This is a genomic window from Arthrobacter sp. P1_A5, from assembly GCF_056406825.1.
Window position 1 is genome coordinate 14,340 of record NZ_JBFTZL010000006.1, and the last position, 22,874, is coordinate 37,213.

Annotated in this window: 20 protein-coding genes; 8 read left to right on the plus strand and 12 right to left on the minus strand. The window is 68.9% G+C overall.

Annotated features, from left to right (window positions below; translation table 11 throughout):
• Positions 1-42 precede the first annotated feature (42 nt).
• From pstA to pstS, 3 genes are all read right to left on the minus strand, one after another.
• Complete coding sequence (pstA, locus tag AC1D1S_RS02775) at positions 43-1,152, minus strand: phosphate ABC transporter permease PstA (protein WP_459383616.1); 1,110 nt, start codon at positions 1,150-1,152, stop codon at positions 43-45.
• Positions 1,153-2,085 carry a phosphate ABC transporter permease subunit PstC gene (pstC, locus tag AC1D1S_RS02780; RefSeq protein WP_243178331.1) on the minus strand — a complete coding sequence of 311 codons (933 nt, stop codon included), beginning with the start codon at positions 2,083-2,085 and terminating at the stop codon, positions 1,153-1,155.
• Between the two features lie 210 nt (positions 2,086-2,295).
• On the minus strand, positions 2,296-3,423 hold the full coding sequence (gene pstS / locus AC1D1S_RS02785; RefSeq protein WP_476993671.1) for a phosphate ABC transporter substrate-binding protein PstS: 1,128 nt from the start codon (positions 3,421-3,423) through the stop codon (positions 2,296-2,298).
• Between the two features lie 275 nt (positions 3,424-3,698).
• On the opposite strand from pstS, the gene AC1D1S_RS02790 reads away from it, so the two are divergent.
• From AC1D1S_RS02790 to AC1D1S_RS02805, 4 genes are all read left to right on the plus strand, one after another.
• The gene (locus tag AC1D1S_RS02790; RefSeq protein ID WP_476993672.1) at positions 3,699-4,826 is read left to right on the plus strand and encodes an FUSC family protein; all 1,128 of its coding nucleotides are present in this window, start codon (positions 3,699-3,701) and stop codon (positions 4,824-4,826) included.
• Between the two features lie 79 nt (positions 4,827-4,905).
• Positions 4,906-6,279 (plus strand): DNA repair protein RadA, encoded by a 1,374-nt coding sequence (radA, locus tag AC1D1S_RS02795; protein WP_223914678.1) that lies wholly within the window; start codon positions 4,906-4,908, stop codon positions 6,277-6,279.
• Positions 6,280-6,436: 157 nt separating this feature from the next.
• Positions 6,437-8,563, plus strand: coding sequence for a copper-translocating P-type ATPase (locus AC1D1S_RS02800; protein WP_476993673.1), 2,127 nt, complete (start codon positions 6,437-6,439; stop codon positions 8,561-8,563).
• A 16-nt stretch (positions 8,564-8,579) separates the two neighbouring features.
• A complete protein-coding gene (locus tag AC1D1S_RS02805; protein WP_243178329.1) occupies positions 8,580-9,215 on the plus strand; it encodes a class I SAM-dependent methyltransferase in 636 nt (211 codons plus the stop codon).
• Between the two features lie 90 nt (positions 9,216-9,305).
• Here AC1D1S_RS02805 and AC1D1S_RS02810 read toward each other — a convergent pair whose 3' ends face one another.
• Both AC1D1S_RS02810 and AC1D1S_RS02815 read right to left on the minus strand, forming a co-directional pair.
• Positions 9,306-10,517, minus strand: coding sequence for a fatty acid desaturase family protein (locus AC1D1S_RS02810; protein ID WP_243178328.1), 1,212 nt, complete (start codon positions 10,515-10,517; stop codon positions 9,306-9,308).
• A 13-nt stretch (positions 10,518-10,530) separates the two neighbouring features.
• Complete coding sequence (locus AC1D1S_RS02815; protein WP_243178327.1) at positions 10,531-11,610, minus strand: ferredoxin reductase; 1,080 nt, start codon at positions 11,608-11,610, stop codon at positions 10,531-10,533.
• Between the two features lie 97 nt (positions 11,611-11,707).
• Here AC1D1S_RS02815 and AC1D1S_RS02820 point away from each other — a divergent pair, with 97 nt between their 5' ends.
• Positions 11,708-12,916, plus strand: a complete 1,209-nt coding sequence (locus AC1D1S_RS02820; protein WP_476993674.1) for a PucR family transcriptional regulator — start codon at positions 11,708-11,710, stop codon at positions 12,914-12,916.
• A gap of 25 nt (positions 12,917-12,941) precedes the next feature.
• Here AC1D1S_RS02820 and AC1D1S_RS02825 read toward each other — a convergent pair whose 3' ends face one another.
• Together AC1D1S_RS02825 and AC1D1S_RS02830 are read right to left on the minus strand one after the other, a co-directional pair.
• Entirely contained in the window at positions 12,942-14,300 is a 1,359-nt protein-coding gene (locus AC1D1S_RS02825) for a protein kinase domain-containing protein (RefSeq protein ID WP_243178325.1), read from the minus strand.
• 171 nt (positions 14,301-14,471) lie between these two features.
• Positions 14,472-16,085 (minus strand): peptide chain release factor 3, encoded by a 1,614-nt coding sequence (locus AC1D1S_RS02830; RefSeq protein ID WP_476993675.1) that lies wholly within the window; start codon positions 16,083-16,085, stop codon positions 14,472-14,474.
• A gap of 376 nt (positions 16,086-16,461) precedes the next feature.
• Here AC1D1S_RS02830 and disA point away from each other — a divergent pair, with 376 nt between their 5' ends.
• A complete protein-coding gene (disA, locus tag AC1D1S_RS02835) occupies positions 16,462-17,538 on the plus strand; it encodes a DNA integrity scanning diadenylate cyclase DisA (protein ID WP_018774911.1) in 1,077 nt (358 codons plus the stop codon).
• A 42-nt stretch (positions 17,539-17,580) separates the two neighbouring features.
• Here the strand turns inward: disA and AC1D1S_RS02840 are convergent, their stop codons facing one another.
• Positions 17,581-18,297 carry a hypothetical protein gene (locus AC1D1S_RS02840; protein ID WP_028276910.1) on the minus strand — a complete coding sequence of 239 codons (717 nt, stop codon included), beginning with the start codon at positions 18,295-18,297 and terminating at the stop codon, positions 17,581-17,583.
• Between the two features lie 275 nt (positions 18,298-18,572).
• Here AC1D1S_RS02840 and AC1D1S_RS02845 point away from each other — a divergent pair, with 275 nt between their 5' ends.
• Both AC1D1S_RS02845 and AC1D1S_RS02850 read left to right on the plus strand, forming a co-directional pair.
• The gene (locus AC1D1S_RS02845; protein WP_308197224.1) at positions 18,573-19,409 is read left to right on the plus strand and encodes an HhH-GPD family protein; all 837 of its coding nucleotides are present in this window, start codon (positions 18,573-18,575) and stop codon (positions 19,407-19,409) included.
• A 16-nt stretch (positions 19,410-19,425) separates the two neighbouring features.
• Complete coding sequence (locus AC1D1S_RS02850) at positions 19,426-19,923, plus strand: hypothetical protein (RefSeq protein ID WP_476993676.1); 498 nt, start codon at positions 19,426-19,428, stop codon at positions 19,921-19,923.
• Between the two features lie 3 nt (positions 19,924-19,926).
• Here the strand turns inward: AC1D1S_RS02850 and dhaM are convergent, their stop codons facing one another.
• From dhaM to AC1D1S_RS02870, 4 genes are all read right to left on the minus strand, one after another.
• Positions 19,927-20,598: a dihydroxyacetone kinase phosphoryl donor subunit DhaM gene (gene dhaM, locus AC1D1S_RS02855; protein ID WP_476993677.1), complete on the minus strand. Its 672-nt coding sequence runs from the start codon at positions 20,596-20,598 to the stop codon at positions 19,927-19,929.
• Positions 20,595-21,227 (minus strand): dihydroxyacetone kinase subunit DhaL, encoded by a 633-nt coding sequence (gene dhaL / locus AC1D1S_RS02860; protein WP_476993678.1) that lies wholly within the window; start codon positions 21,225-21,227, stop codon positions 20,595-20,597. The genes dhaM and dhaL overlap by 4 nt, the downstream gene beginning before the upstream one ends.
• Positions 21,228-21,229: 2 nt before the next feature.
• On the minus strand, positions 21,230-22,231 hold the full coding sequence (dhaK, locus tag AC1D1S_RS02865) for a dihydroxyacetone kinase subunit DhaK (RefSeq protein WP_223914689.1): 1,002 nt from the start codon (positions 22,229-22,231) through the stop codon (positions 21,230-21,232).
• A gap of 157 nt (positions 22,232-22,388) precedes the next feature.
• A complete protein-coding gene (locus tag AC1D1S_RS02870) occupies positions 22,389-22,670 on the minus strand; it encodes a hypothetical protein (RefSeq protein ID WP_476993679.1) in 282 nt (93 codons plus the stop codon).
• Positions 22,671-22,874 lie beyond the last annotated feature (204 nt).

Here is a 22,874-nt window from a genome sequence, read left to right on the forward strand (position 1 = left end):
TTCCTTCACTTGCTGGAGGTAGGGGCGGCGGGCGCGGATGGCCTAGCGGCCTGTCTTGGGGGCGAAGATGCGGGCAATCAGGCGGGCGCCGAGGTTGAGCAGCATCACCAGGATGATGAGCACCAGGGCCGCGCCCCAGGCCCGCTGGGAGGACGGATCCGGGTTCGACGGCGAGGTTGGGTTCAGGATCTGGGTGTAGATGAAGGTCGGCAGGGAGGCCATCCAGCCGCTGAACACGTTGGTGTTGATGGTGGTCGCGAATCCGGCGGTGACCAGAATCGGCGCGGTTTCGCCGATCACGCGGGCGATCGCCAGGGTGATGCCGGACGCGATGCCGGAGATCGCCGTCGGGAGGACCACCTTGAGGATGGTCCGCCACTTGCGGACGCCGAGGGCGTAGGCGGCCTCGCGGAGTTCGTTGGGCACGATCTTGAGCATTTCCTCGCTGGAGCGGACCACCACCGGGATCATCAGCACCGACAGTGCGACGGCGGCTACGGCGCCGGTCTTGGTGCCCGGGCCGACCACCGCGAAGAACGCGGCGGCGGCGAACAGGCCGGCGACAATCGAGGGAATGCCGGTCATGACGTCCACGAAGAAGGTGATGGCCCGGGCCAGTGCGCGGTCCTCGCCGTATTCCACGAGGTAGATCGCGGTCAGCAGGCCCACGGGGACCGAGATGAGGGTGGCGAGCACCGTGATCAGCAAGGTGCCCATGAGCGCGTGGTAGATGCCGCCCAGCAGGGGGGCGCCTTCCTCGACCGTCTTGTTGTCGAAGGCGCCGGTGACCCCGTTCATGGAGGTGGTGAGGAACCCGGGATCCAGGAGCCCGGGGAGCCCATTGATCAGCACGGTCCAGATCACCGAGAACAGGGGCAGCAGGGCAACCAGGAAGGCCCCCACAACCAGGCAGGTGGCCAGCTTGTCCTTGGCTTTGCGGGCGCCTTCCACAACAAGGCTCCAGCCCACCAGGCCGGCGGCAAAGAGGATGGCGGAGACGATGCCCCAGCCGAAGGCATTGAAGCCGATCAGCGCGAGGATCGCCGCGCCGAGGATCAAGGCAACGGCCAGGACGATGTACGGCGCGGCCTTGGGCAGTTGGCCCCTGGTCAGCGCCGAGCGCTTGCGTACCGGAGTCAGGGTGGAGGTCATTTAGTTGGCTCCCGAGAATTCTTTGTGCCGGCTGATGATTCCCCGGGCAATCATGTTTACTCCGAGGGTAATGACGAACAGCACCAGGCCCGCGGCGATCAGCGTGTTGACCTTGATCCCGCTGGCCTCGGGGAAGTTCAGGGCGATTTCGGCGGCGATGGTCTGGTTGCCGGTCTGGATCAGGCTGGCGGTCAGGGCTCCGGAGGACAGCACCAGCGCGACGGCCATGGTCTCGCCGAGGGCCCGGCCCAGTCCCAGCATCACGGCGCTGATGATTCCCGGCCGGCCGAACGGCAGCACGGTCATCCGGATCATCTCCCAGCGGGTGGCCCCGAGCGCCAGCGCGGCCTCTTCGTGCAGCTTGGGGGTCTGCAGGAAGATTTCGCGGGTCAGGGAGGTGATGATCGGCAGGACCATGACGGCGAGCACGATTCCGGCCGTCAGGATGGTCTTGCCGGTGGCGGAGGCGGGGCCCTGGAAGATCGGCAGCCAGCCCATGTTCTCGGCCAGCCAGTTGTACGACGGCGAGATTTCCTTGGCCAGGAACGCGACGCCCCAGGCGCCGTAGACCACGGACGGGATGGCGGCGAGGAGGTCAATCACGTAACCCAGGCCGGAGGCGAGCTGGCGCGGCGCGAAGTGCGAAATGAACAGCGCGACTCCGATCGCGATCGGCGTCGCGATCACGAGAGCGATCACCGAGGCGATGAGGGTGCCGATGACGAGCGGCCAGATGTAGGTGAAGAATCCTTCGCCGCCCTGGATCTTGTCCGCCGGAGCCACGAGGGCGGGGAGCGCCTGGATCACGAGAAACAGTGCCACGCCGAAGAGCACGACGAGGATCAAACACCCTGCTGCCAAGGTGGCTGCGGAAAAGACTTTGTCACCGGCGTGGCCTGCGCCCCGGGACTTGGTCAGGGAGGTGGTGGTCACTTCACGGTCCTTCGGTTTGGATGGGATCCGGGCGCCGGGTGCGGAGGCCTCCGCGGCCGGTGCCCGGCAAATCTTGATGTATGGAACAAACGCGTCAGTTCCCTGCTCCATGGCGGCCGCCGGTGACGGCCGCCATGATGCAGGGAACCTTGATCAGGCCCGTGTTTCCACTATGCCCTTTTCCACTTCGCCTCGCGGCGCAGCGTATTCCTAGGCCTTGGCCTTGGCCTTGACGGAGTCGACGGCAGCCATTGCCTTGTCCTGGAGGGTCTTGGACAGCGGCGCCGACTTGGCGGCGTCGGCGGCGGCCTGCTGGCCCGCGTCGGAGGCGGCGTACTTGACGAAGGCCTTGACCAGGTCAGCGGTGGCCTGCGTGTCGTAGGTGGTGCAGACGATGTGGTAGGACACCAGGACGATCGGGTAGGCGCCCGCGGCCGTGGTGGTGCGGTCCAGCTTGATGGCGAGGTCGTTGGCGTTGCGGCCCTCGACCGGCTTGCCCTGGTCGACTGCCTTGGAAGCTGCCTCGGCGGAGATCTTCGTGAAGGAGTCGCCGACCTTGATCTGCGCGGTGCCGAGCTTGCCGCTGACAGCGGAGTCGTCGGCGTAGGTCACGGCGCCGGGGGTGTCGGTGACAGTCTTGACGACGCCGGAGGTGCCCTTGGCGTTCTCGCCCTTCAGGCTGGCGGGCCAGACGCCGGCTGCCTTGTCGGTCCACACGGTGGGGGCTACGGCGGACAGGTAGTCGGTGAAGTTGGTGGTGGTGCCCGAGTCATCGGAGCGGTTCACCGGGGTGACCTTGAGGTCCGGAAGCTGGACGCCCGGGTTCATGGCCGCGATGGCGGGGTCATTCCAGTTGGCGACCTCGCCGCGGAAGATCTTTGCGACGGTGGCGGCGTCGAGCTTCAGGTCCGTGATGCCAGGGACGTTGAAGGCGACGGCGATCGGGGAAATGTAGACCGGAATGTCAATGGCCCCGTCGGGACCACACTTTTCCTTGGAGCTGGCGAGTTCGTCATCCTTGAGGTAGGCATCGGAGCCGGCGAACTGGGCCGAGCCGTCGAGGATCGCCTTGCGTCCGGCGCCGGAACCGTCCGGGGAGTACTGCACAGTTGCGCCCTGGTTCGCGGTAGCGAAGTTGGTCTTCCAGACATCCATGGCTGCGCCCTGGGCGGAAGAACCGATGCCGGTCAGGGTGCCGGTGACCGCGGGACCCGAGGCGGACGGCGCGGCGGTCTGGGCCGTGTTGGTTGCGTTGTCCGAACCGCAGGCGGTCAGCGCAAGTGCGCCGACGGCGATTACAGCGATAGCCGCGTTGCGGCCGAAGCGGAGAGCCTTCACTGAGTTGTACCCCTTCCAGGGCTGTGAGTGCCGGGCCCGGAGAAGGCCCGCAGGGATGCGTACGGGTTTGTACCTTTACCGACCGTAAGTGGCCCAGGTGAAGAGAATTGCGGACCAAAGTGAACGGCCGGTGAACGACGCGGGACTATTGGCTTACATATGCCGGGCCGCCATTGTGTTCTGTGCGTCACAGTCGTATCAGCCGCACAGTGCCCGCGGCCCGTGCCGTGTCCTGCCGTGCCGGCCGTCCCGGCGCAGCAAATAGACTGGAGGGCATGGCCKCCGCGACTGGACTCTCCGCAAGCGCACGATTCCTGCGCGGCCGGGTCCGCACCGGCWTTGTCCGGAGCCGGAACTCCCTGGGCCCGGCCATCCAGATGACCACTTGCGCCGTGGGCGCTTACGCTTTCGCAGAATACGTCCTGGGTCACAGCGGGCCGTTGTTTGCGGCCACGTCATCCCTTATTGCGCTCGGTTTTTCCCGCGACCCCCGGCTGCGCCGCGTCATCGAGGTGGGCTTGGGCTGCACGCTCGGAATCGTGGTCGGAGACCTGCTGCTGCACTGGCTGGGCTCCGGAATCTGGCAGGCCGCCGTCGTGCTCCTTTTCTCCATCCTGCTGGCCAGGTTCCTGGACAGCGGGACGATTTTCACGACGCAACTGGGCCTGCAGTCGGTGCTCGTGGTGCTCCTGCCCGCACCGATCGGGGGCCCGTTCACCCGCAGCATCGACGCCGTGGTGGGCGGAGTGTTCGCGCTGCTGATGACCGTCCTCGTTCCCAAGGATCCGCGGCGTGAACCCCGCAGCGACGTCAAGAAGCTCCTGCACGAGCTCGCCGAGGTGCTGCGGGAATGCGCCTCGGCGCTGAGCTACAGCGATTCCACCCAGGCCTGGCACGCCCTCATCCGGGGCCGGAACTGCCAGCCGCTCGTCGACGCCATGCGCCAGTCGCTGCGTGCCTCCGGCGAAGTGGCAACCTTGGCCCCAGCCTACCGGCGGCACCGGGACGAACTGGACCAGATGGAGCAGTCGCTGGACTACATCGATCTCGCGCTGCGCAACAGCCGGGTCTTTGCGCGCCGACTGACCAGCGCCATCAACCATGCGGCGCTCTCGGACGAGGCCACCCAGAACATCGCCGAGGTCCTGCAGGAGACGGCCGCCGCCGTCGACGAGCTCTCGCTCGGCCTGGCGGAAGTCCACGACGGCGCCCGCCGCGCCCACCTGCGGACAGCACGCTCGGAGCTGCGGGAGATCGCAGGCCGGCTGCATCCGCGGATACTGGACGTCCAGCGGCTGGAGGGCGAAACGGTGGTCATGTTGTTCCGCCCGCTCATGGTGGACCTGCTCGAGGCCGCCGGGCTGGATTCCAAGGAAGCCCGGGACATCCTGCCCCCGCTGTAGCTGCTGCAGCTGGGGGCACGGGCCTGCTGACCCCGCCGCCGGCGCACTTGTTGTCGCTGGCCCCCGATAGTGTGGACCAATGGCTACGAAGACTTCCCGGGGGCCGAAGGCGCCCGGCTATAAATGCGCCGAATGCGGCTGGACGACGGCCAAGTGGGTGGGCCGCTGCGGCGAGTGCCAGGCGTGGGGCAGCGTGGAGGAGACCGGCACCGCCGTCGCCCGGACGACGGCGGCCACGACGGTCCTGGAACCGGCCCGCCGGATCGCCGACGTCGACGCCACTACCGCCGCGTTCCTGCCCACCGGCGTGGATGAACTCGACCGTGTGCTCGGCGGCGGGCTGGTGCCAGGCGCCGTGATCCTGCTGGCGGGCGAGCCCGGGGTGGGCAAGTCGACGCTGCTGCTGGACGTTGCGGCCAAGTTCGCCCGCACGGCGCAGGACGTCCTCTACATCACCGGCGAGGAATCCGCGGCCCAGGTCAAGCTCCGCGCGGACCGGATCGACGCCGTCGCCGAATCCCTGTACCTGTCTGCCGAAACTGACCTGGGGCAGGCCCTGGGGCAGGTGGAGAAGCTGGAGCCACGCCTGCTGGTGGTGGACTCCGTGCAGACCCTCAGCAGCGCCGACGTCGAGGGCAGCGCCGGCGGCGTGTCCCAGGTGCGCGAGGTGGCGGCGTCCCTGATCGCCGCGGCCAAGCGCCGCAACATGACCACGCTGCTGGTCGGGCACGTGACCAAGGACGGCTCCATCGCCGGGCCCCGGCTGCTGGAACACCTCGTGGACGTCGTCTGCCAGTTCGAAGGCGAACGGCACTCGCGGCTGCGGCTGCTGCGCGCGGTCAAGAACCGCTACGGACCCACCGATGACGTCGGCTGCTTCGATCTGAACGAGGACGGCATCGAGGGCCTCGCCGATCCCAGTGGGCTGTTCGTCTCCCGGACCAAGGAGCCCGTTTCGGGAACCTGCATCACGGTCACGCTGGAGGGCCGCCGGCCGCTGCTGGCCGAGGTGCAGGCGCTGCTCGCCGAGAGTGCCAGCTCCCAGCCCCGCCGCGCCACCAGCGGGCTCGACAGCTCGCGCGTCGCGATGCTGCTGGCCGTCCTGCAGCAGCGCGCCGGCTGCCTGCTGAACAAGGACGACTCGTACGTGGCAACGGTCGGCGGGGTCAAGCTCAGCGAACCCGCCACGGACCTCGCCGTGGCCCTGGCGGTGGCTTCGGCCAAGGCCAGGAAGCCGCTCCCCCAGCGGCTCATAGCCTTCGGCGAGGTGGGCCTGGCGGGCGAAGTCCGCCCGGTGCCCGGCATCAACCAGCGCATCCAGGAGGCGCACCGGCTCGGCTTCACCCATGCCGTGGTACCGGCCAGCCCCAACGGGCACGGACCGGTTCCGGCGGGCTTCTCGGTCCGCGAGGTCGGCCACCTGGCCGAGGCCCTGGGACTGCTGATCAGCTGACGCCGCGGAAGCCGGGTGGTCCGGTGGTCTGGGACCTCGGGATGATGGGCCTTATCGAGGTCCGCTGAGGCTGGAAATGCCCTCTTGCCAAAGATACCCCCCGGGGGTATGTTGGGCGTAGCCGCAGATGACTGAGCATCCGTCAGGAGCACACACCATGGAACACCGGCACAGCAGCCCCGGCGCGGACCAGGGCCTCCGAAACCACAGCCCGGGCGGGACGCCGCACGGCAACCATGCTGTGAGCTCCGCCGCGGACGAGCACACGGTACACACTCACGGCCAGCATGCCGGGCACAGCGTCGCGATGTTCAGGGACAGGTTCTGGCTGTCACTGGCCCTGGCCGTGCCGGTGGTCTTCTTCAGCCCCATGTTCGCGGAACTCCTGGGCTACGCTCCTCCCGCCTTCCCCGGCTCAGCATGGATCCCGCCGGTCTTCGGCACGGCGATCTACCTCTACGGCGGCCGTCCGTTCCTCCAGGGCGGACTCAATGAACTGAAGACGCGAAAACCGGGGATGATGCTGCTGATTGCCATGGCCATCAGCGTCGCCTTTATCGCCTCCTGGGTGACCAGCCTCGGCATCGGCGGTTTCGATCTCGACTTCTGGTGGGAGCTGGCGCTGCTGGTCCCCATCATGCTGCTGGGCCACTGGATCGAGATGCGCGCCCTCGGCTCGGCGCAGGGTGCGCTGGATGCCCTGGCGGCGCTGCTGCCCGACGAAGCGGAACGCGTCACGACCGCCGGCACGGAGACCGTCAGCCTCGCCGAACTCCGTGCCGGGGACACCATCCTGGTCCGCCCCGGCGGCCGGATGCCGGCCGACGGCACCGTCAGCGGCGGGCAGGCCGAATTCGACGAATCCATGATCACGGGCGAATCAAAAACCGTCCTGCGGGCCCCGGGGGATCCCGTGGTGGCCGGCACCATCGCCACTGACAACTCCGTGAGGGTCCGGGTGTCGGCCATCGGCGAGGACACGGCCCTCGCCGGGATCCGGCGCCTCGTGGCCGAGGCACAGGCCTCCTCCTCCCGGGCCCAGGCCCTGGCCGACCGGGCTGCGGCCTTCCTCTTCTACTTCGCGGCCGGCACCGGCGTCCTGACGTTCATCTTCTGGACCCTGATGGGCAGCCTAGGAGACGCGGTCACCCGCACCGTCACTGTCCTGGTCATCGCCTGCCCCCACGCCCTCGGCCTTGCCATCCCGCTCGTCATCGCCATTTCCACCGAGCGCGCCGCCCGGGCGGGCGTCCTGATCAAGAACCGGATGGCGCTGGAGCGCATGCGGACAGTCGATGTCGTGCTGTTCGACAAGACCGGAACCCTGACCAGGGGCGAACCGGAACTCAAGGAAGTCGCCGCCGCAGACGCGGGAACAACCGGCAAAGACGCTGCGCAGGATACGGTGCTGGCACTCGCGGCCGCCGTGGAGGCTGACAGCGAGCATCCCCTGGCTCGCTCAATCGTTGCCGCGGCCCGTGAACGGGGACTGAAGCTTCCGACGGCGGACGGGTTCACGTCGCTGACTGGCCGCGGAGTCCGCGCCACGGTCGACGGCCGCACGGTCCAGGTGGGYGGCCCGGCCCTGCTCCGGGAGCTGGGTCTGCCGGAGCCGTCGGATTTGGCCGCCACGACCGGCGCCTGGCTGGAGCGCGGCGCGGCGGTGCTTCATGTCGTGGACGGCGGCAGGGTCCTGGGTGCTGTCAGCCTCGAGGATGCCGTGCGGCCCGAGTCCCGCCAGGCCGTCCGGGCCCTGCAGGCACGCGGCATCAAGGTGGCCATGGTCACCGGCGACGCCCGGCAGGTGGCGCACGCCGTCGCCGCCGAGCTCGGCATCGACGAAGTGTTCGCCGAGGTACTCCCGGCCGACAAGGACAAGAAAGTGGCGGAGCTCCAGGGCCGCGGGCTGAAGGTGGCCATGGTGGGCGACGGCGTCAACGACTCCCCCGCGCTGGCACGGGCGGAGGTGGGGATCGCGATTGGCGGCGGCACGGATGTGGCCGCGGAATCCGCCGGTGTGGTCCTGGCCGGCAACGATCCGCGGGCTGTGCTGTCAATGCTCGATCTTTCCAGGGCGAGCTACCGGAAGATGTGGCAAAACCTCGTGTGGGCCACCGGATACAACGTCATCTCGGTGCCGCTGGCTGCCGGTGTCCTCGCCTTCGCCGGAATTGTCCTGTCCCCCGCCGCGGGCGCCGTGATGATGTCGGCGTCGACCATTGTGGTTGCCCTGAACGCCCAGTTGCTGCGCAGGCTTAAGCTCAACCCGGCCGCGGTCAGCTGACCTGTTGGAGGCCCCGATGCCGGAAACCACCCGCCGTGAGTCATCATTCGGGAGATCGTATGCCCGGGTGGGTCCGCGGATGGACGCCCGCGGCGCAGCAGAGCACCGCCGCCGGCTCGTGGCGCCGGCGCACGGCTTCGTCATCGAAATCGGGGCGGGCTACGGGGCCACCTTCCCGTTCTACCCTTCCGCGGTGTCCGGTGTGCTGGCCCTCGAACCGGACCCCACGCTCCGTGCGCTGGCCCTCGCCGCCGCCGGCAGGGCGCCTGTGCCCGTCACGGTGAGGGACGGCGTGGCGGAAGCGCTGCCGGCGGCGGATGCCTCGGCCGACGTCGTTGTTTCCAGCTTGGTGCTGTGCAGCGTGCCGGACCCGTCCCTCGCCCTGGCGGAGGTGGTCCGGGTCCTGCGCCCCGGCGGCCTGCTGCTGTTCTACGAACACGTCCGCTCAGCGCACCGCCTGCTGGGGGCCGCCGAAGACCTGCTCACACCGCTGTGGGGCCGGCTGGCAGGCGGATGCCACCCGAACCGTGACACCGCCGCCATGATCGCCGCGGCAGGCCTGAGCGTGCAGGGCATCGAGCGCTTCGGCTTTTCGGTGCTTCCCGGCAATCCGCGGCTGGCCCACGTCCTCGGTGTGGCGGGCAAATCCTGAGCACGTTCCGGCACAACGAAAAGGGGGCGCCTGCCGCGATGGCAGACGCCCCTCTCCTGATTTCACTCCGGCTGAGCCGGCCTGGGTTTGCTAGGCCTTCTTGGGCGGCAGGGCCAGCTTGAAGATCTTCGCCCACGTGGAGCCGACCTGCTTCAGCAGCGGGCCCGTGGTGTACGGCAGTCCGTAGCGCTTGCAGATCTCCTGCACCTTCGGCTGCACTTCCGCATAGCGGTTCGAGGGAAGGTCCGGGAACAGGTGGTGCTCAATCTGGTGCGAGAGGTTGCCGGTCATGAGGTGCATGAACTTGGAGCCGGAGATGTTGGCCGAGCCGATCATCTGCCGCACATACCAGTCACCGCGGGTCTCGCCCTCCACCATTTCCTCGGTGAAGGTGTCAGTGCCTTCGGGGAAGTGGCCGCAGAAGATCACTGCGTGCGCCCACACGTTGCGGACGGCGTTGGCGGTCAGCGTGCCGTAGAGGGCCTGCTTGCCGGAACCGGTCAGCATGGCGACGGCGGGAGTGGCGGCGTAGTCCTTGGTGAACTGCGTCAGTGCCTTGCGGCCGAGGGCCTTCAGGTCCTTGGTCAGGGCTTCCTTGGACTTCCGGCCCTCTTTGTAGTCCACCAGTTCGAGGTCGTAGATCGCGATGCCCCACTCGAAGACCGGTGCCAGCAGCGCGTTGTACAGCGGGTTGCCCAGGTTGAAGGGAGTCCATTTCTGGTCCGGATCCATCCGCAGCAGGTTGTATCCGATGTCGTTGTCCTTGCCGACCACATTTGTCCAGCGGTGGTGGAGATCGTTGTGGGTGTGCTGCCAGGAGCGCGCGGGGGTGACGAAGTCCCATTCCCAGGTGGTGGAGTGGATGTCCGGGTCCCGCATCCAGTCCCACTGCCCGTGCAGGATGTTGTGCCCAAGTTCCATGTTTTCCAGGATCTTGGCGAAGCTCAGCAGCGCGGTGCCGGCGAACCAGGCGGGCTTCTTCTTGCTGACAAGGAGCAGGGCACGGCCGGAGAGCTCCAGGCCGCGCTGGATCTTGATCATGCGGCGGATGTAGGCGGCATCGGCGGACCCGCGCTTGGCGAGGATGTCATCCTTGATGGCGTCGAGTTCGCGCCCCAGCTCCGCCACCTGCTCGTCGGAGAGGTGGGCGGCCGCGGGAGGGCGCAGCAGCGGGCTGCCGGTTTCGGCGAGGGCTCCGGGCCGCGTCTTCGCGACCGTGACGACCTTTGCTGTGTCCGCTGAACCGCTGGTGGCGGGGGTGTCGGCGTCGGAAAGGTCCGGTTTGTTGGAAACAATCGTCATGCGGTGATACTCCTCAGAGGTCGAGGTTAACGGGGCCGGCGGCTGCCGACACGCACGTCTGGATTAGTTGGCCGGGCTCGCCGTGCACTTCGTTGGTGCGCAGGTCACGGACGTGGCCGGCCCGCAGCGGGATGAGGCAGCTGTGGCAGATACCCATCCGGCAGCCGCTGGGCATGAGGATGCCGGCGTCCTCGCCGACATCGAGCAGCGGGGTGTCGCCATCGGCCTCGACTTCACGGTCGGAGGCCTCGAAGGTGACCAGGCCGCCGTCGTGCCCTGCGCCGCCGGCGAGGCTGGTGCTGAAGCGTTCGATGGTCAGGGTGCCCGAGCTGGCCGCGGCCTGCTGGGCGTCCTCCGCTTCGGCCTCCCACAACGCCTCGGCGTCGTTGAGGTACCCTTCCGGACCGCATGCGTAGGCGGCGCGCTGGCGCCAGTCCGGGCAGAGCCGGTCCAGGTCGGCGGCCGAGGTGAAGTCCAGCCGTCCGCTCTCACCAGTGAACCAGTGCGTGACGCGCAGGTTGGGGAACTGGTCGGCGAGCTCGGCGAGTTCTTCACGGAAGATGGTGTCCGCGGCGGTGCGGGCGGTGTGGATCAGGACGACGTCCGAATCCGGGCGGTGCGGAACGAGCGTGCGGATCATCGACATCACCGGGGTGATCCCGCTGCCGGCCGTGAGCATGAGCAGCGGCCGCGGATGCTCGGGAAGGACGAAATCGCCCTGCGGGGGCGCCAGGAACAGGACGTCGCCGGGCTTGGTGCCGCGCACGAGGGCCCCGGACACGGCGCCCATGTCGGTCACGGTGATTGCCGGGTCCTGTCCGGCGGGGGCGCTGAGCGAGTAGGACCGCCAGTGGCGGACACCGTCGAGCTCGACGCCAATACGGGCCCACTGGCCGGCAAGATGTGCTTGCCAGCCGCGGCCGGGACGGAAGAAAATGGTGGCGGAATCGGCCGTTTCTGGAACCACCCTGGTGACCACGCCGCGCAATTGGCGGGCGGAAAACACGGGATTGAACAGCGACAGAATGTCTTCTGGAGCTAGTGGGGTGGTCAGTAGAGATGCGGCGCGCGCCAGCTTACGGAGCCGGATCATTCATCAAGCTTATGTCAGATTGCGCCATACTTCTTCACCCAAGGCATACGATCGACTTGAGAAAACTATCCCGCCGCAACAACTCATCGGACTTTCCATGAACACATCCCCTGCCCGGGAGCCTGCCGACCCCACCCCCGCCTACGATCCTCCCTGGCTGGCCCTGCCGCGGGAGGTCAGCGACATGCTGCGGCCGCGGATGCCCGGCATTGTCGAGGCCATCATCGAGRCCGTCCCGCAGCTCGTCCCGGCGTACGCCAGGCCGATCGAGGGGCGCTTTGGCAGGGGGCTGCGCAGGGGCGTGGCCGCGGCGCTGGACCGCTTCCTGCAACTGCCCGGGACCCGGCTGCCGGCGCTGTCCGAGGAAAGCCGGGAACTGGTGGCCGGGCTGGGCAGCGGCGAGTTCCGGCAGGGGCGGAGCATGGACGCGCTCCTGAGCGCCTACCGGATGGGCGCCCGCGTGACGTTCCGGGAGATGTCCAAAGTCTCAGTGGAACACCATCTGGGCCAGGGCGTCGTGGTGGACCTGGGCGAATCGATCCTCGCGTACATCGATGAGCTGTCGGCGGTCAGCGCCGAGGCCTACGCCTTTGAGCAGTCCGAACGGGCCGGAGCAGTGGACCGGCGGCGCACCGAACTGCTGGACCTGCTCCTGCTAGGCCAGGCCGACGAGGCGGCCCTGCGCCAGACGGCGGCGATGGCGGACTGGTCCCTGCCCCAGCGCATGGCGGTGGTGACGCTGCCGCTGGACCGGGCGGCCGGGCTGCGGCTGCGCCTGGGCCCGGGCACCCTTGTGATTGAGCGCGAGACCGATGTTGTCGCCTTGGTGCCGGCGCGGATGTCGCGCTCCGCCCGGGACGACCTGGACCGTGCCCTGAAGGGGCGCGGCGCTTCCGTGGGACCGGCCGGGGGCTGGGAGAGGGTTCCGGATTCGCTGCGGCTGGCCGTGCTGGCGGCCGCAGCACTGCCTCCGCGGGAGGGACCGGATGATCCCCCGATCTGGGCCGACGAGCACCTGGCGCAGGTGATTCTCGGTGCAGAACCCTCAGCGATCACGGAACTCGCCAACCGCCGGCTCGCGCCGCTGGAAGGGCTCCGGCCCGCACAGCGCGACCGGCTCGCCGAAACCCTGCTCTCCTGGTTGCGCCACTGGGGCCAGCGGGCGCCCGTGGCCGCCGAGCTCGGGATTCACCCGCAGACCGTGGGCTACCGGGCAGCGCAGCTGCGCGAGCTCTTTGGCGACGCCCTCGAGGACCCAACGGCGCGCTTCGAACTCGAACTGGCCCTTCACGCCGGCCGGCGGTAGGCCAGCCCGTCAGGCGGACCGCGGGTTACCCGGCGAGCGCCCGCCGGCTGTGGAGCCGCAACTCCAGGTCGTGCATCACGAGCGCCGCCAGGTCCTCCAGCGCAGCCGTGTCCTCATCGCTGAACTCGCGGGGCTCACGGTCCAGGATGCAGAAGGTGCCCAGGTTGTAGCCGTCCGGAGTGCGCAGCGGCACCCCGGCATAGAACTGCAGGCCGAACTCGCCTGCCACGAGGGGGTTGGCCAGCGTCCGGGGATCGTTGACGGCGTCCTGGACAATCCAGGCATCGCCCTGCAGGACGGCGGAGGCGCACAATCCGGGGTCCCGGCCGATTTCCGTGACATCCGTGCCGTGGTGGGACTTGAACCAGATCCGGTCATGGTCCACAACACTGACAATCGCCACGGGCACCGAGAACATGCGTGCGGCCAGCGCCGCGATCCGGTCAAAGACGCCGTCCGCGGGAGTGTCCAGGATCCGGTACCGCTCGACCGCCTGCATGCGCCCTTCTTCGTCGGTCAACAGCGCGGCCCGGTCCCGGCGGCGGCGTCCTGTGCCGTTGATGACTTCCTGGCGCAGGGCCAGGGACACTTCCCGGGCCGGCGGGCGGGCGGCCGGATCCCTGTCCAGCATGGAGGTCAGCAGGGCCGCCCACATGGGCGCGATGTCTTCAGGGACGTCCGGGTCGTGGAGCAGCCGGGCCAGGGCGGACTGCACCGGCGCGCCGGGATAGGCCATTTTCCCGGTCAGGCCTTCCAGCAGGACCAGCCCCAGCGAATAGACGTCGCTGGCGGGGCCCGCCGGTTCGCCGGCAGCCTGTTCGGGGCTGAGGTAGGCCGGGGTGCCGGAGCTGTCATCGGGGTCGCCGTGGTGGCCTTCGCGGATGGTGATGGCCACGCCGAAGTCACTGAGTTTGGCGCGGGCGCGCCGGTCCTCGACGCTGTAGTCCACGAGCAGGATGTTGGCCGGCTTGACGTCCCGGTGGATGATGCCGTGGTGGTGGATGTGCGCAAGACCGTCGGCGAGATCGTGTCCGATCAGCGCCATGTGGGCCGCCGACAGCGGGCCCTCGGCCGAGCGGCGGCGCAGGTCGGGGCCGCGGACGAGTTCCATCACCAGATAACTGAGCCGGCGGGTCGGGTCACTGAGGTCCGTGCCGGCGTCGAACAATGTCACGAGGGCGTGGTGGGCCATCCCCGCCAGGATCCGCACTTCATCGGCTTGCCTGCGGGTCCGTTCTTCGTCCACTGTCCCGTCGCGGAAGAGTTTGACTGCCACTTCACGCCCCAGGACCTCGTCCGTGGCACGGTACACGCTCGATTGGCTGCCCCGGCCAATGAGTTCTTCGATCCGGTAGCGCCCGCTGAGCAGGAAACCGGGGTCCATGGTTGTCAAAGGTCTACGTGGTCCCTCTAATGGGGCCGCCGCTGGAAGCGGGCGGATCAGTCCAAAGCCGGGACAAATCCCGGCACCCGCATCATAAGCAAGCTTACTTATCATAACGCGGAAACCGGATTCCGGAAGACTTCCGGGGAGTCTTCCGGTCCGCCGCCTAGGCTATTTTGCGGGGTTGTGGGTCCCGATCGGCACCAGGGTGAGGTCAGGGTGGTTCTTTTCAATCCGGCGCAGGGCCCAGACGTCGTTGAACAGGGCCAGGTATTCCCCGTCGGAGCGCAACAGGACTTCGGCGCCGGGGACGTTGGCCAGCGCCGGCATGGCGTCGGCGGTCGAGATCCGGGCCATGGAATACGGGAGCCGCTCCAGCCGCATCGGGGCGCTGAAGTCGTGCGCCATGCGGTCCTCGACCACTTCGAACTGCATGGGGCCGACGGCGGCAAGAACGGGCGCCTGGTCGCCGCGGATGTCGGAGCGGAGCACCTGGATGACGCCCTCGTGCTCGAGTTGTTCGATGCCGCGGCGGAACTGCTTGAACCGGCTCGGGTCCTTGGAGCGCGCCACCTGGAAGTGCTCCGGGGCGAACAGCGGGATCGCCGGGAACTCCACGGGCTGGTCCAGGAACAGGCTGTCCCCCACCCGGAGGGAGGAGGCGTTCACGAGGCCCACCACGTCGCCCGGGAAAGCCTCGTCGATCACCTCGCGTTCGCGGCCGAAGACCTGCTGGGCGTACTTGGTGGCGAAGGATTTCCCCGTCCGGGTCTGGGTGACCACCATGCCGCGCTCGAACATGCCGGAGCAAACACGGATGAAGGCAACGTGGTCGCGGTGGGCCTTGTTCATGCCGGCCTGGACCTTGAAGACGAACCCGGCGAACGGGGCATCCACGGGGCGGGGGTCGCCGTCGACGTCGGGCCGCGGGGCAGCTGGCGGGGCGAAGTCGACGAGGGCGTCGAGGATTTCCTTGACGCCGAAGTTCAGCGCGGCCGAGCTGAAGAGGATCGGCGTCGCCTTGCCGGCGTGGAAGGCCGCGACGTCGAACGCCAGGTTGGATTCGATGACCAGTCCGGCCTCGTCCACGGCGTTGGACCAGTCGTCGCCCTGGCTGGCGGCGGCYTCGTCGGGGGTGAAGTAGTCGGTGAGGGCGATGTTGGCGCCGGCGTTGTTGCGCTTGAACTGCGCGAAGCGGTCGTTGCGCAGGTCCCAGACGCCGCGGAAGTCGCCGGAGATGCCAACGGCCCAGGTCAGCGGCATCGGCTGCAGGCCGGTGCGYTCGGTGATCTCGTCCATSAGSGCCAGGGCGTCCAGGCCGGGCCGGTCCCACTTGTTGATGACAGTGATGATGGGCAGGTTGCGCTGCTTGCAGACCTCGAAGAGCTTCATGGTCTGGGTTTCCAGGCCCTTCGCGGCGTCGACCAGCATGACGGCACAGTCCACGGCCGCGAGCACGCGGTAGGTGTCCTCGGAAAAGTCGGCGTGGCCCGGGGTGTCCAAGAGGTTAATGACGGTGTCCCGGTAGGCGAACTGCAAAGCGGCAGAGCTGATGGAGATGCCGCGGTCCTTTTCCATCTGCATCCAGTCCGAGACCGTCTCCTTGCGGTTGGCCTTTCCGCTGGAGGCGCCGGCCGTGCCGATCACCTTTGCGTGCAGCGCCAGGGCCTCCGTCAGGGTGGATTTGCCGGCGTCGGGGTGCGAAATGACCGCGAAAGTCCGGCGCCGGGCCGCCTGCTTGTGAATCTCCTGGACTCGGGCGGGGCTGAGGACTTCTTGAGACACGATGCTACTTTCGCTGCGGCAGTGGACGGGTCACGGCGCGGAGAGCCCGCGGTACACCCAAGGATCCAAGTTTATCGCAGGCCGCGGACCGCGGACGAAGCTGCGGCCGGACCGCGCATGAAGCTGCGCGGGGCCCGGGCACGAAGCTGCGGCCTTGCGGCGCCAAAATGCCCTCACGGACGGCGCCCGCGCTAGCCCTTCAGGAGGCCCGCGGCGGCACGCCGCAATGGACCACTTTAAGGCTTGCCTGTGCGGAAGTGGCCGTGCTTTACCCCTATCATGGGGAGAGCGGGGAACTGAGTACTTTGATCCTGCCGGGAGACCCTGGAATCCGGCGCACTTGCAGGCTCGTCCCTGCACCTTTGAAGGGAAATCTATGGCTCGGAGCCCTGAAGATGCGCTCAAGGCGACCCTGGCCAGGGTGGCACCGGGCACAGCCCTCCGCGACGGCCTGGAACGCATCCTCCGCGGCCGGACCGGCGCGCTGATCGTGCTGGGCATCGACAGGACCATCGAGTCCATCTGTTCGGGCGGCTTCGAGATCGGCATCGACTTCTCCCCCACCCGGCTGCGGGAACTGGCGAAGATGGACGGCGCCATCGTCTGCGACAAGGATGCCAGCAACATCCTGCGCGCGGCCGTCCAGCTCGTCCCGGACTCGAGCATCGAAACGCAGGAATCGGGCACCAGGCACCGGACCGCGGAACGCGTGGCCATCCAGACGGGCGTCCCGGTCATTTCGGTCAGCCAGTCAATGCAGATCATCGCGCTGTACGTGCACGGGCTGCGCCACGTCCTGGAGGGCTCCGAGAAGGTCCTGGCCCGCGCCAACCAGGCCCTGGCAACCCTGGAACGCTACCGCTCGCGCCTGGACCAGGTCACCAGCTCACTCTCCGCCCTGGAAATCGAGGCCATGGTGACGGTCCGTGACGTAGCGGTCACCCTGCAGCGCCAGGAAATGGTGCGCAGGATCTCCGAGGAAATCTCCCAGTACGTCCTGGAACTGGGCGAGGACGGCCGCCTGCTCTCGCTGCAGCTGGACGAGCTCACCGTCGGCCGCGGCCCGGGCAGCGACGTCATCATCCGGGACTACTCCGGTCCGGCCGCAACAGCGGAGGACATCGACAAAGCGGTCAAGGCCCTCGTCAGCCTGGGCCCGACCGAGCTGATCGACTTGGGCAAGATCGCCGGGATCGTCGGCTTCGCCGGCGGCGAGGCCAACCTCGACGCCGTCGTGCAGCCGCGCGGCTACCGCCTGCTCTCCGGGCTCAAGGCCGTGCCGAAGGCCGTCGCCGACCGGCTCGTCGACCACTTCGGTGGCCTGCAGTTCCTGATGGCGGCAACAATCGATGACCTCATGACCGTCGACGGGATCGGTGACCAGCGTGCCAGGACCGTCAGGGAGGGCCTGAGCCGCATGGCCGAGGCCAGCCTGCTGGACCGCTTCCTCTAACCCCCTCCACAAACCCGTCGGGGGTAGCTGGAGTTATACGGGTCAGCTGAGCTGGAACACGGCCTTGGGGCTGTTCTTGTTCGCCAGCCGGGCGGTGAAGACGTAGTAGGCGCCGCCGGCACCGGGCGTGGCCTCGACGGGCTCGCAGCCCTGCACCGTGCGGTTGCGCTGCCACGGGAAGTTCGCCGTCTCACTCTTGCCCGGAGCAATGGTCTTCATCAGGTCCGCGCTCTCCGCCTGGCAGTCCTTGGAGGAGAAGATCCGGTCCGAGCCGCTGGTGATCATGTACTCCATCTGCGACGTCCCGATGTTGACCTCGCACGGGACCTTGTTGTTGTTGGTCACCGTGAGGCTCAGCAGCGGCTTCTCACCGGCGGCGTAAGCCTGTTTGTCGGTGGCGGCCGTAACGGTGATCAGATTCTGCTCGCAGCCCTCCCCCGATGTGGCCGTGGGTGAGGCCGAAGCCTCCCCGGACGCCGTGGGGCTCCCCGACGCGGAGCCAGCCGGGCTGGCCGCCGGCGACGCTCCTGCCCCGGACGGCTGGGCGCCGGCAGACTGGCCCCCGCCCATGGCATTCGAGACCGCCACAAAGCCGCCGAAGGCCACCGCGATGACGAGCAGCAGGACCACCCCTGCAAACAGCCGGCGGCGGCGGTAGACCCGGCGCAGCGGGGGCCGTCCGGATTTGCGCCCGGATTGCCCCGTGGCCGAACCTTTCGGCCGCGAACCGCCCGTACCTGAAGTGCCTTGCCTGACCATTCTTCTAGCCTAGAGAACCGCGCGGGCTATGGCGCCCGACCACGCCGCGGGACCGGACGCCGTCCCGATCCGTTACCCCGATCTATTACGCTGAATGGATCGAAACTCTAACCCCCACGCCCCCCGTATCCGCCGCGGCACCGCGGGAACCCCTGCCCGCCGGGGCGCCCGGCCGCGCCGGCAATCTCCCAGCCCTCCATGCGGCCCTGGATGACTGGTTCGCGTCCAACGCCAGGGACCTGCCGTGGCGGGCCGCGGACTGCACGCCCTGGGGTGTGCTGGTCAGCGAAGTGATGCTCCAGCAGACGCCGGTGGTCCGGGTCCTGCCGGTCTGGGAAGAGTGGCTGCGCCGCTGGCCGGAACCTGCAGATCTGGCCGGCGAACCCGCCGGGGAGGCCGTCCGGTCCTGGGGCCGGCTGGGATATCCCCGGCGCGCCCTGCGCCTGCATGCTGCCGCCGTCGCCATCAGGGACAGCCACGGCGGGGCCGTCCCCGACACCCATACCGAACTCCTGGACCTGCCGGGCGTGGGCAGCTACACGGCCGCGGCCGTCGCCGCGTTCGCCTACGGACGCCGCGAAACGGTGGTGGACACGAACATCCGCCGGGTCCACGCGCGGCTGGTCACCGGCTCTGCCCTGCCGGCGCARGCCCTGACCGCCGCCGAAATGCGGCTGGCGGCATCGCTGCTCCCGGACCGCCCCGACGCCTCGGTGCGCTGGAACGCCGCCGTCATGGAACTCGGCGCCCTGGTCTGCACTGCTCGGACCCCCAAGTGCGGCCAGTGCCCTGTCCGGGAGTCCTGCGCCTGGCTGGCGGCCGGGGAGCCGGCGCCGACGTACACGCCCAAGGGACAGGCCTGGCACGGCACGGACCGGCAGGTGCGCGGCGCCGTGATGGCCGTCCTGCGGGCAGCCGAGGAGCCCGTGGCGCCGGTCCTGTTCCACCAGGCTCCAGCGGACCTGGGCTTCGAACCGCAGGGCATCGGCATCCCGCTCGCGGCCCTGCACCGGCTCAACGCGGCCCCCGAGCAGCTGGAACGGGCGCTGGCAGGGCTGCTGGGCGACGGCCTCGCCGAACTGCACCAGGGCGGCTTCCGGCTCCCGGGCTGAGGATCTACGCTGGAGCATGCGCAAGCTGGCGGCCGCGGCCGTGCTGGTCCTCACCGCAGTCCTGGCTGTCTCGTGCCGGCCGGAGGCCGCCTGCCCGGCGATCGCCCAGGCGCCCGTTGTGTCGCTCACGGTGGACCGGGAGTACGCCCCGTCAGTGCGGACCATCCACCTGGCCGCCTGCCAGGACGGCCGCTGCAAGGAGGCGGACCTCGAACTGGTTCCCGGGAGCACGGCCGTGGACCAAGGCTGCGAGCCGGGCCCCTACGGCGGCGACGGCGCCTGCTCGGCCACTTCCTCACCCGACGGGACCCTGACCGGAATGCTGATGATGGAGACGCTGAGCGCCAGCCGGATCGAGGTGACGGCCACGGGCACGGACACCGCCGGGAACCCTCTGCCGGCCCGGACCGCGGCGTTCACGCCCAGGTCGGCGCACCCGTTTGGTGAGCAGTGCGGAACCTTCATCACCGCCAGCGTCGTGCTCGACGCGGCCGGCCTCCGCCAGGCACCCTAGCGCTTACGGCTCACCGAACCCCGAGCCGACCAGGCGTTCCAGGTAGTCGACCGCCTTGGCGGCGTCCGGGCCGCTGGCCTCCACGTGCAGGACGGTTCCCTTGCTGGCGGCGAGCATCATGAGTTCGGTCATGGAGGCGCCATCGGCGCCGTTCACGGTCACCTCGGCGTCCATGGCGGACAGGCCTCCGGCGATCTTCGCTGCCGGCCGGGCATGCATGCCGGTCTGGTTGACGAGTTCAAAGTCCCCGGTGGCGTCCGGCGGCTGCTGGTGCACATGCCCCGCCTCCGCGGGATGGGCCGGGGGCCGGTAGACGGCCTCGGCCGCGTCCTTCACCGCCGCCGCTTCGGCCCCTGCCTGGGCAGCCACCGCGGCCGCGACGAGTCCTTCGACGATGGGCGCGTCAGCAATCAGCACCGAGCCCGGGTCGGCTGCAAACTCCGCAGCGGACTCGGCCGTCATCACCGCGGAGCCGAGGTCGGCGAGCACCACCACACCGTCACCGGCAGCCTGCTCCAGGGCCGCCATGACCTTGTCCAGGCTCGTGCCGATGCGGCCGTCGTCGGTGCCGCCGGCGGGCAGGATCAGGACGTCGGGAGCCATCTGCGCGGCGAGTTCGACGGCGCCGTCCGCGATCTTGGAGCTGTGCGAGACGACCACCAGCCGGACTGTCATTCGGCCGCTCCGGCCGCGGCGCGCAGAATCAGGGCGCTGGAGACCGCTCCGGGGTCGCGGTGGCCGATGCTGCGCTCCCCCAGGTAGCTGGCCCGGCCCTTGCGGGCGAGCATCGGATCCGTGGACACGGCGCCGGCTTCGGCGGCCTCCGCCGCGGCTAGCAGCACCTTCCTGACATCGCCGTCGCCGTCGCCAGCTGCTGCGGCGGCCGCCTCGATCGCGGGCGTCCAGGCGTCCACCATGGTCTTGTCGCCGGATTCGGCCTTGCCGCGGGCGACGATCCCGTCGCGGGCGGCCTGCAGCGCGGCAGCGAGGGTGGCGGCGTCGACGTCGGAGGCCTCACCCAGGGCCGTGGCGGCCCGCAGGAACGCCGTGCCGTACAGCGRGCCGGCCGCCCCGCCGACCTTGGACATCAGCGTCATGGCCGTCAGTTTCAGGGCCGCGGCCGGGGTTTCGGGCGGCGTCTCGGCAAGTTTGTCCATCACGGCCTTGAAGCCGCGGTCCATGTTCTCGCCGTGGTCCGAGTCCCCGATGGGCCGGTCCAGCTCGATCAGTTCCACCCGGTGCTCCGCCATGGCCTGCGCCGAAAGCGTCAGCCACCGCACCGCCCAGCCGACGTCCAAGCCCACGGTCAGACGCCCCAGCGAAGGGCCGGAGTGTGCACCGGAGCGTCCCAGAGTGTTGTCATCTCGTCATCGAGGCGCAGGACAGTGATGGAGCAGCCCTGCATTTCGAGGGACGTGATGTAGTTGCCCACCAGGGAGCGGGCCACGGTGACGCCCTGCTCGGCCAGTTTCTGCGCGGCCCTGCGGTAGACGATGTACAGCTCGCTTTGCGGGGTGCCGCCCATGCCGTTGACGAACAGGAGCACCTGGTCCCCGGAAGCAAGGCCGAGGTCGCTGACCACCGGATCCAGGAGCCGGTCGGTGATGCCGTCGGCGTTTTCCATCGGGATGCGGTGCCGTCCCGGTTCGCCGTGGATGCCGATGCCGATCTCGATCTCGTTTTCCTCGAGCTCAAAACTGGGCACCCCGGCATGCGGAACGGTGCAGGCAGACAACGCCACGCCCATGCTGCGCACGTTCTGGTTGACGCGGTCACCGATCGCGGCGACGGCGTCCAGGTTGTCACCGCGCTCGGCGGCCGCACCGGCGATTTTCTCGACCAGGACGGTGCCGCCGACGCCCCGGCGCCCGGCCGTGTACAGCGAATCCTGCACTGCGACGTCGTCGTTGACGAGCACGGTGCGGATCTCGACGCCTTCGGCCTGCGCGAGTTCGGCGGCGGTTTCGAAGTTCAGGACGTCACCGGTGTAGTTCTTCACGATGTGCACGACGCCGGCGCCGGAGCTTACGGCCAGCGTGGCCGGCAGGATCTGGTCCGGAGTGGGAGAGGTGAACACGGCGCCCGGGACGGCGGCGTCGAGCATGCCCAGGCCCACGTACCCGCCGTGCAGCGGTTCGTGTCCGCTGCCGCCGCCGGAGACGAGCCCGACTTTCCCTGCGACGGGAGCGTCCTTGCGCACGATGTATTTCGGGTCCGGGAAGACGGTCACGAGGTCGGCGTGAGCAAGCCCGAACCCCTCCACTGACTCGTCGACCACGGCTTTGGGATCATTGATGAGTTTCTTCATGGCGGTGCTCCCTGGATGGTGTCCTGGCTGCTTGCTTAGACCCTACTACCGGGGCACGGCCGGCGGTAGGCTCCCCGTTCCCCCGGCCCGGGCTCCCTGGCGGGCTGCGAATCCCGGGGCGGCGGGGTTGTGGCCGCGCGTTCCGAACCCCCGCGCTTCAGGCCTGTTGGTCAGCCCACRCCGGAGAATGCGGCCAGGCATCGACGCCCAGCCATGAGAACGGCGGCGCGGCGAGCCGGCCCTTGCGGGCGCGGGACGTGGCCGGCGGTCCCGATGCGGCAGATACTGTCTCGGCGGTTTGCCCCGTCACGGGCGCGCCGGTGCCGGGCGAGGAGTGGTTGGCGGGTTCGGGCGGCAGCGCTTCCAGCGGCTGGTCCGGCGGCCCTGCCGGAGCGCTGGCGATTGAGCTGTGGATTGCGGAGAGATCGGGAAAAATCACGGCTTTGTGCAATTTTTTGCCTCCGGAAGTATGGCGGCCCACCCCCTGGGCCGGCATCAGTTTATCCACCAAATTTACTGAAGGGAAGCCCTGCGTGGACGTCGAGTTCCTGGCGGCTGCCGGCGCCGGCCTGGAGCCACTTTCGCTGGCCGGGGCGCCGCCTTCGCTGGCCGGCGAACAGCCGCGCGCAGCCGCAACCCGGCG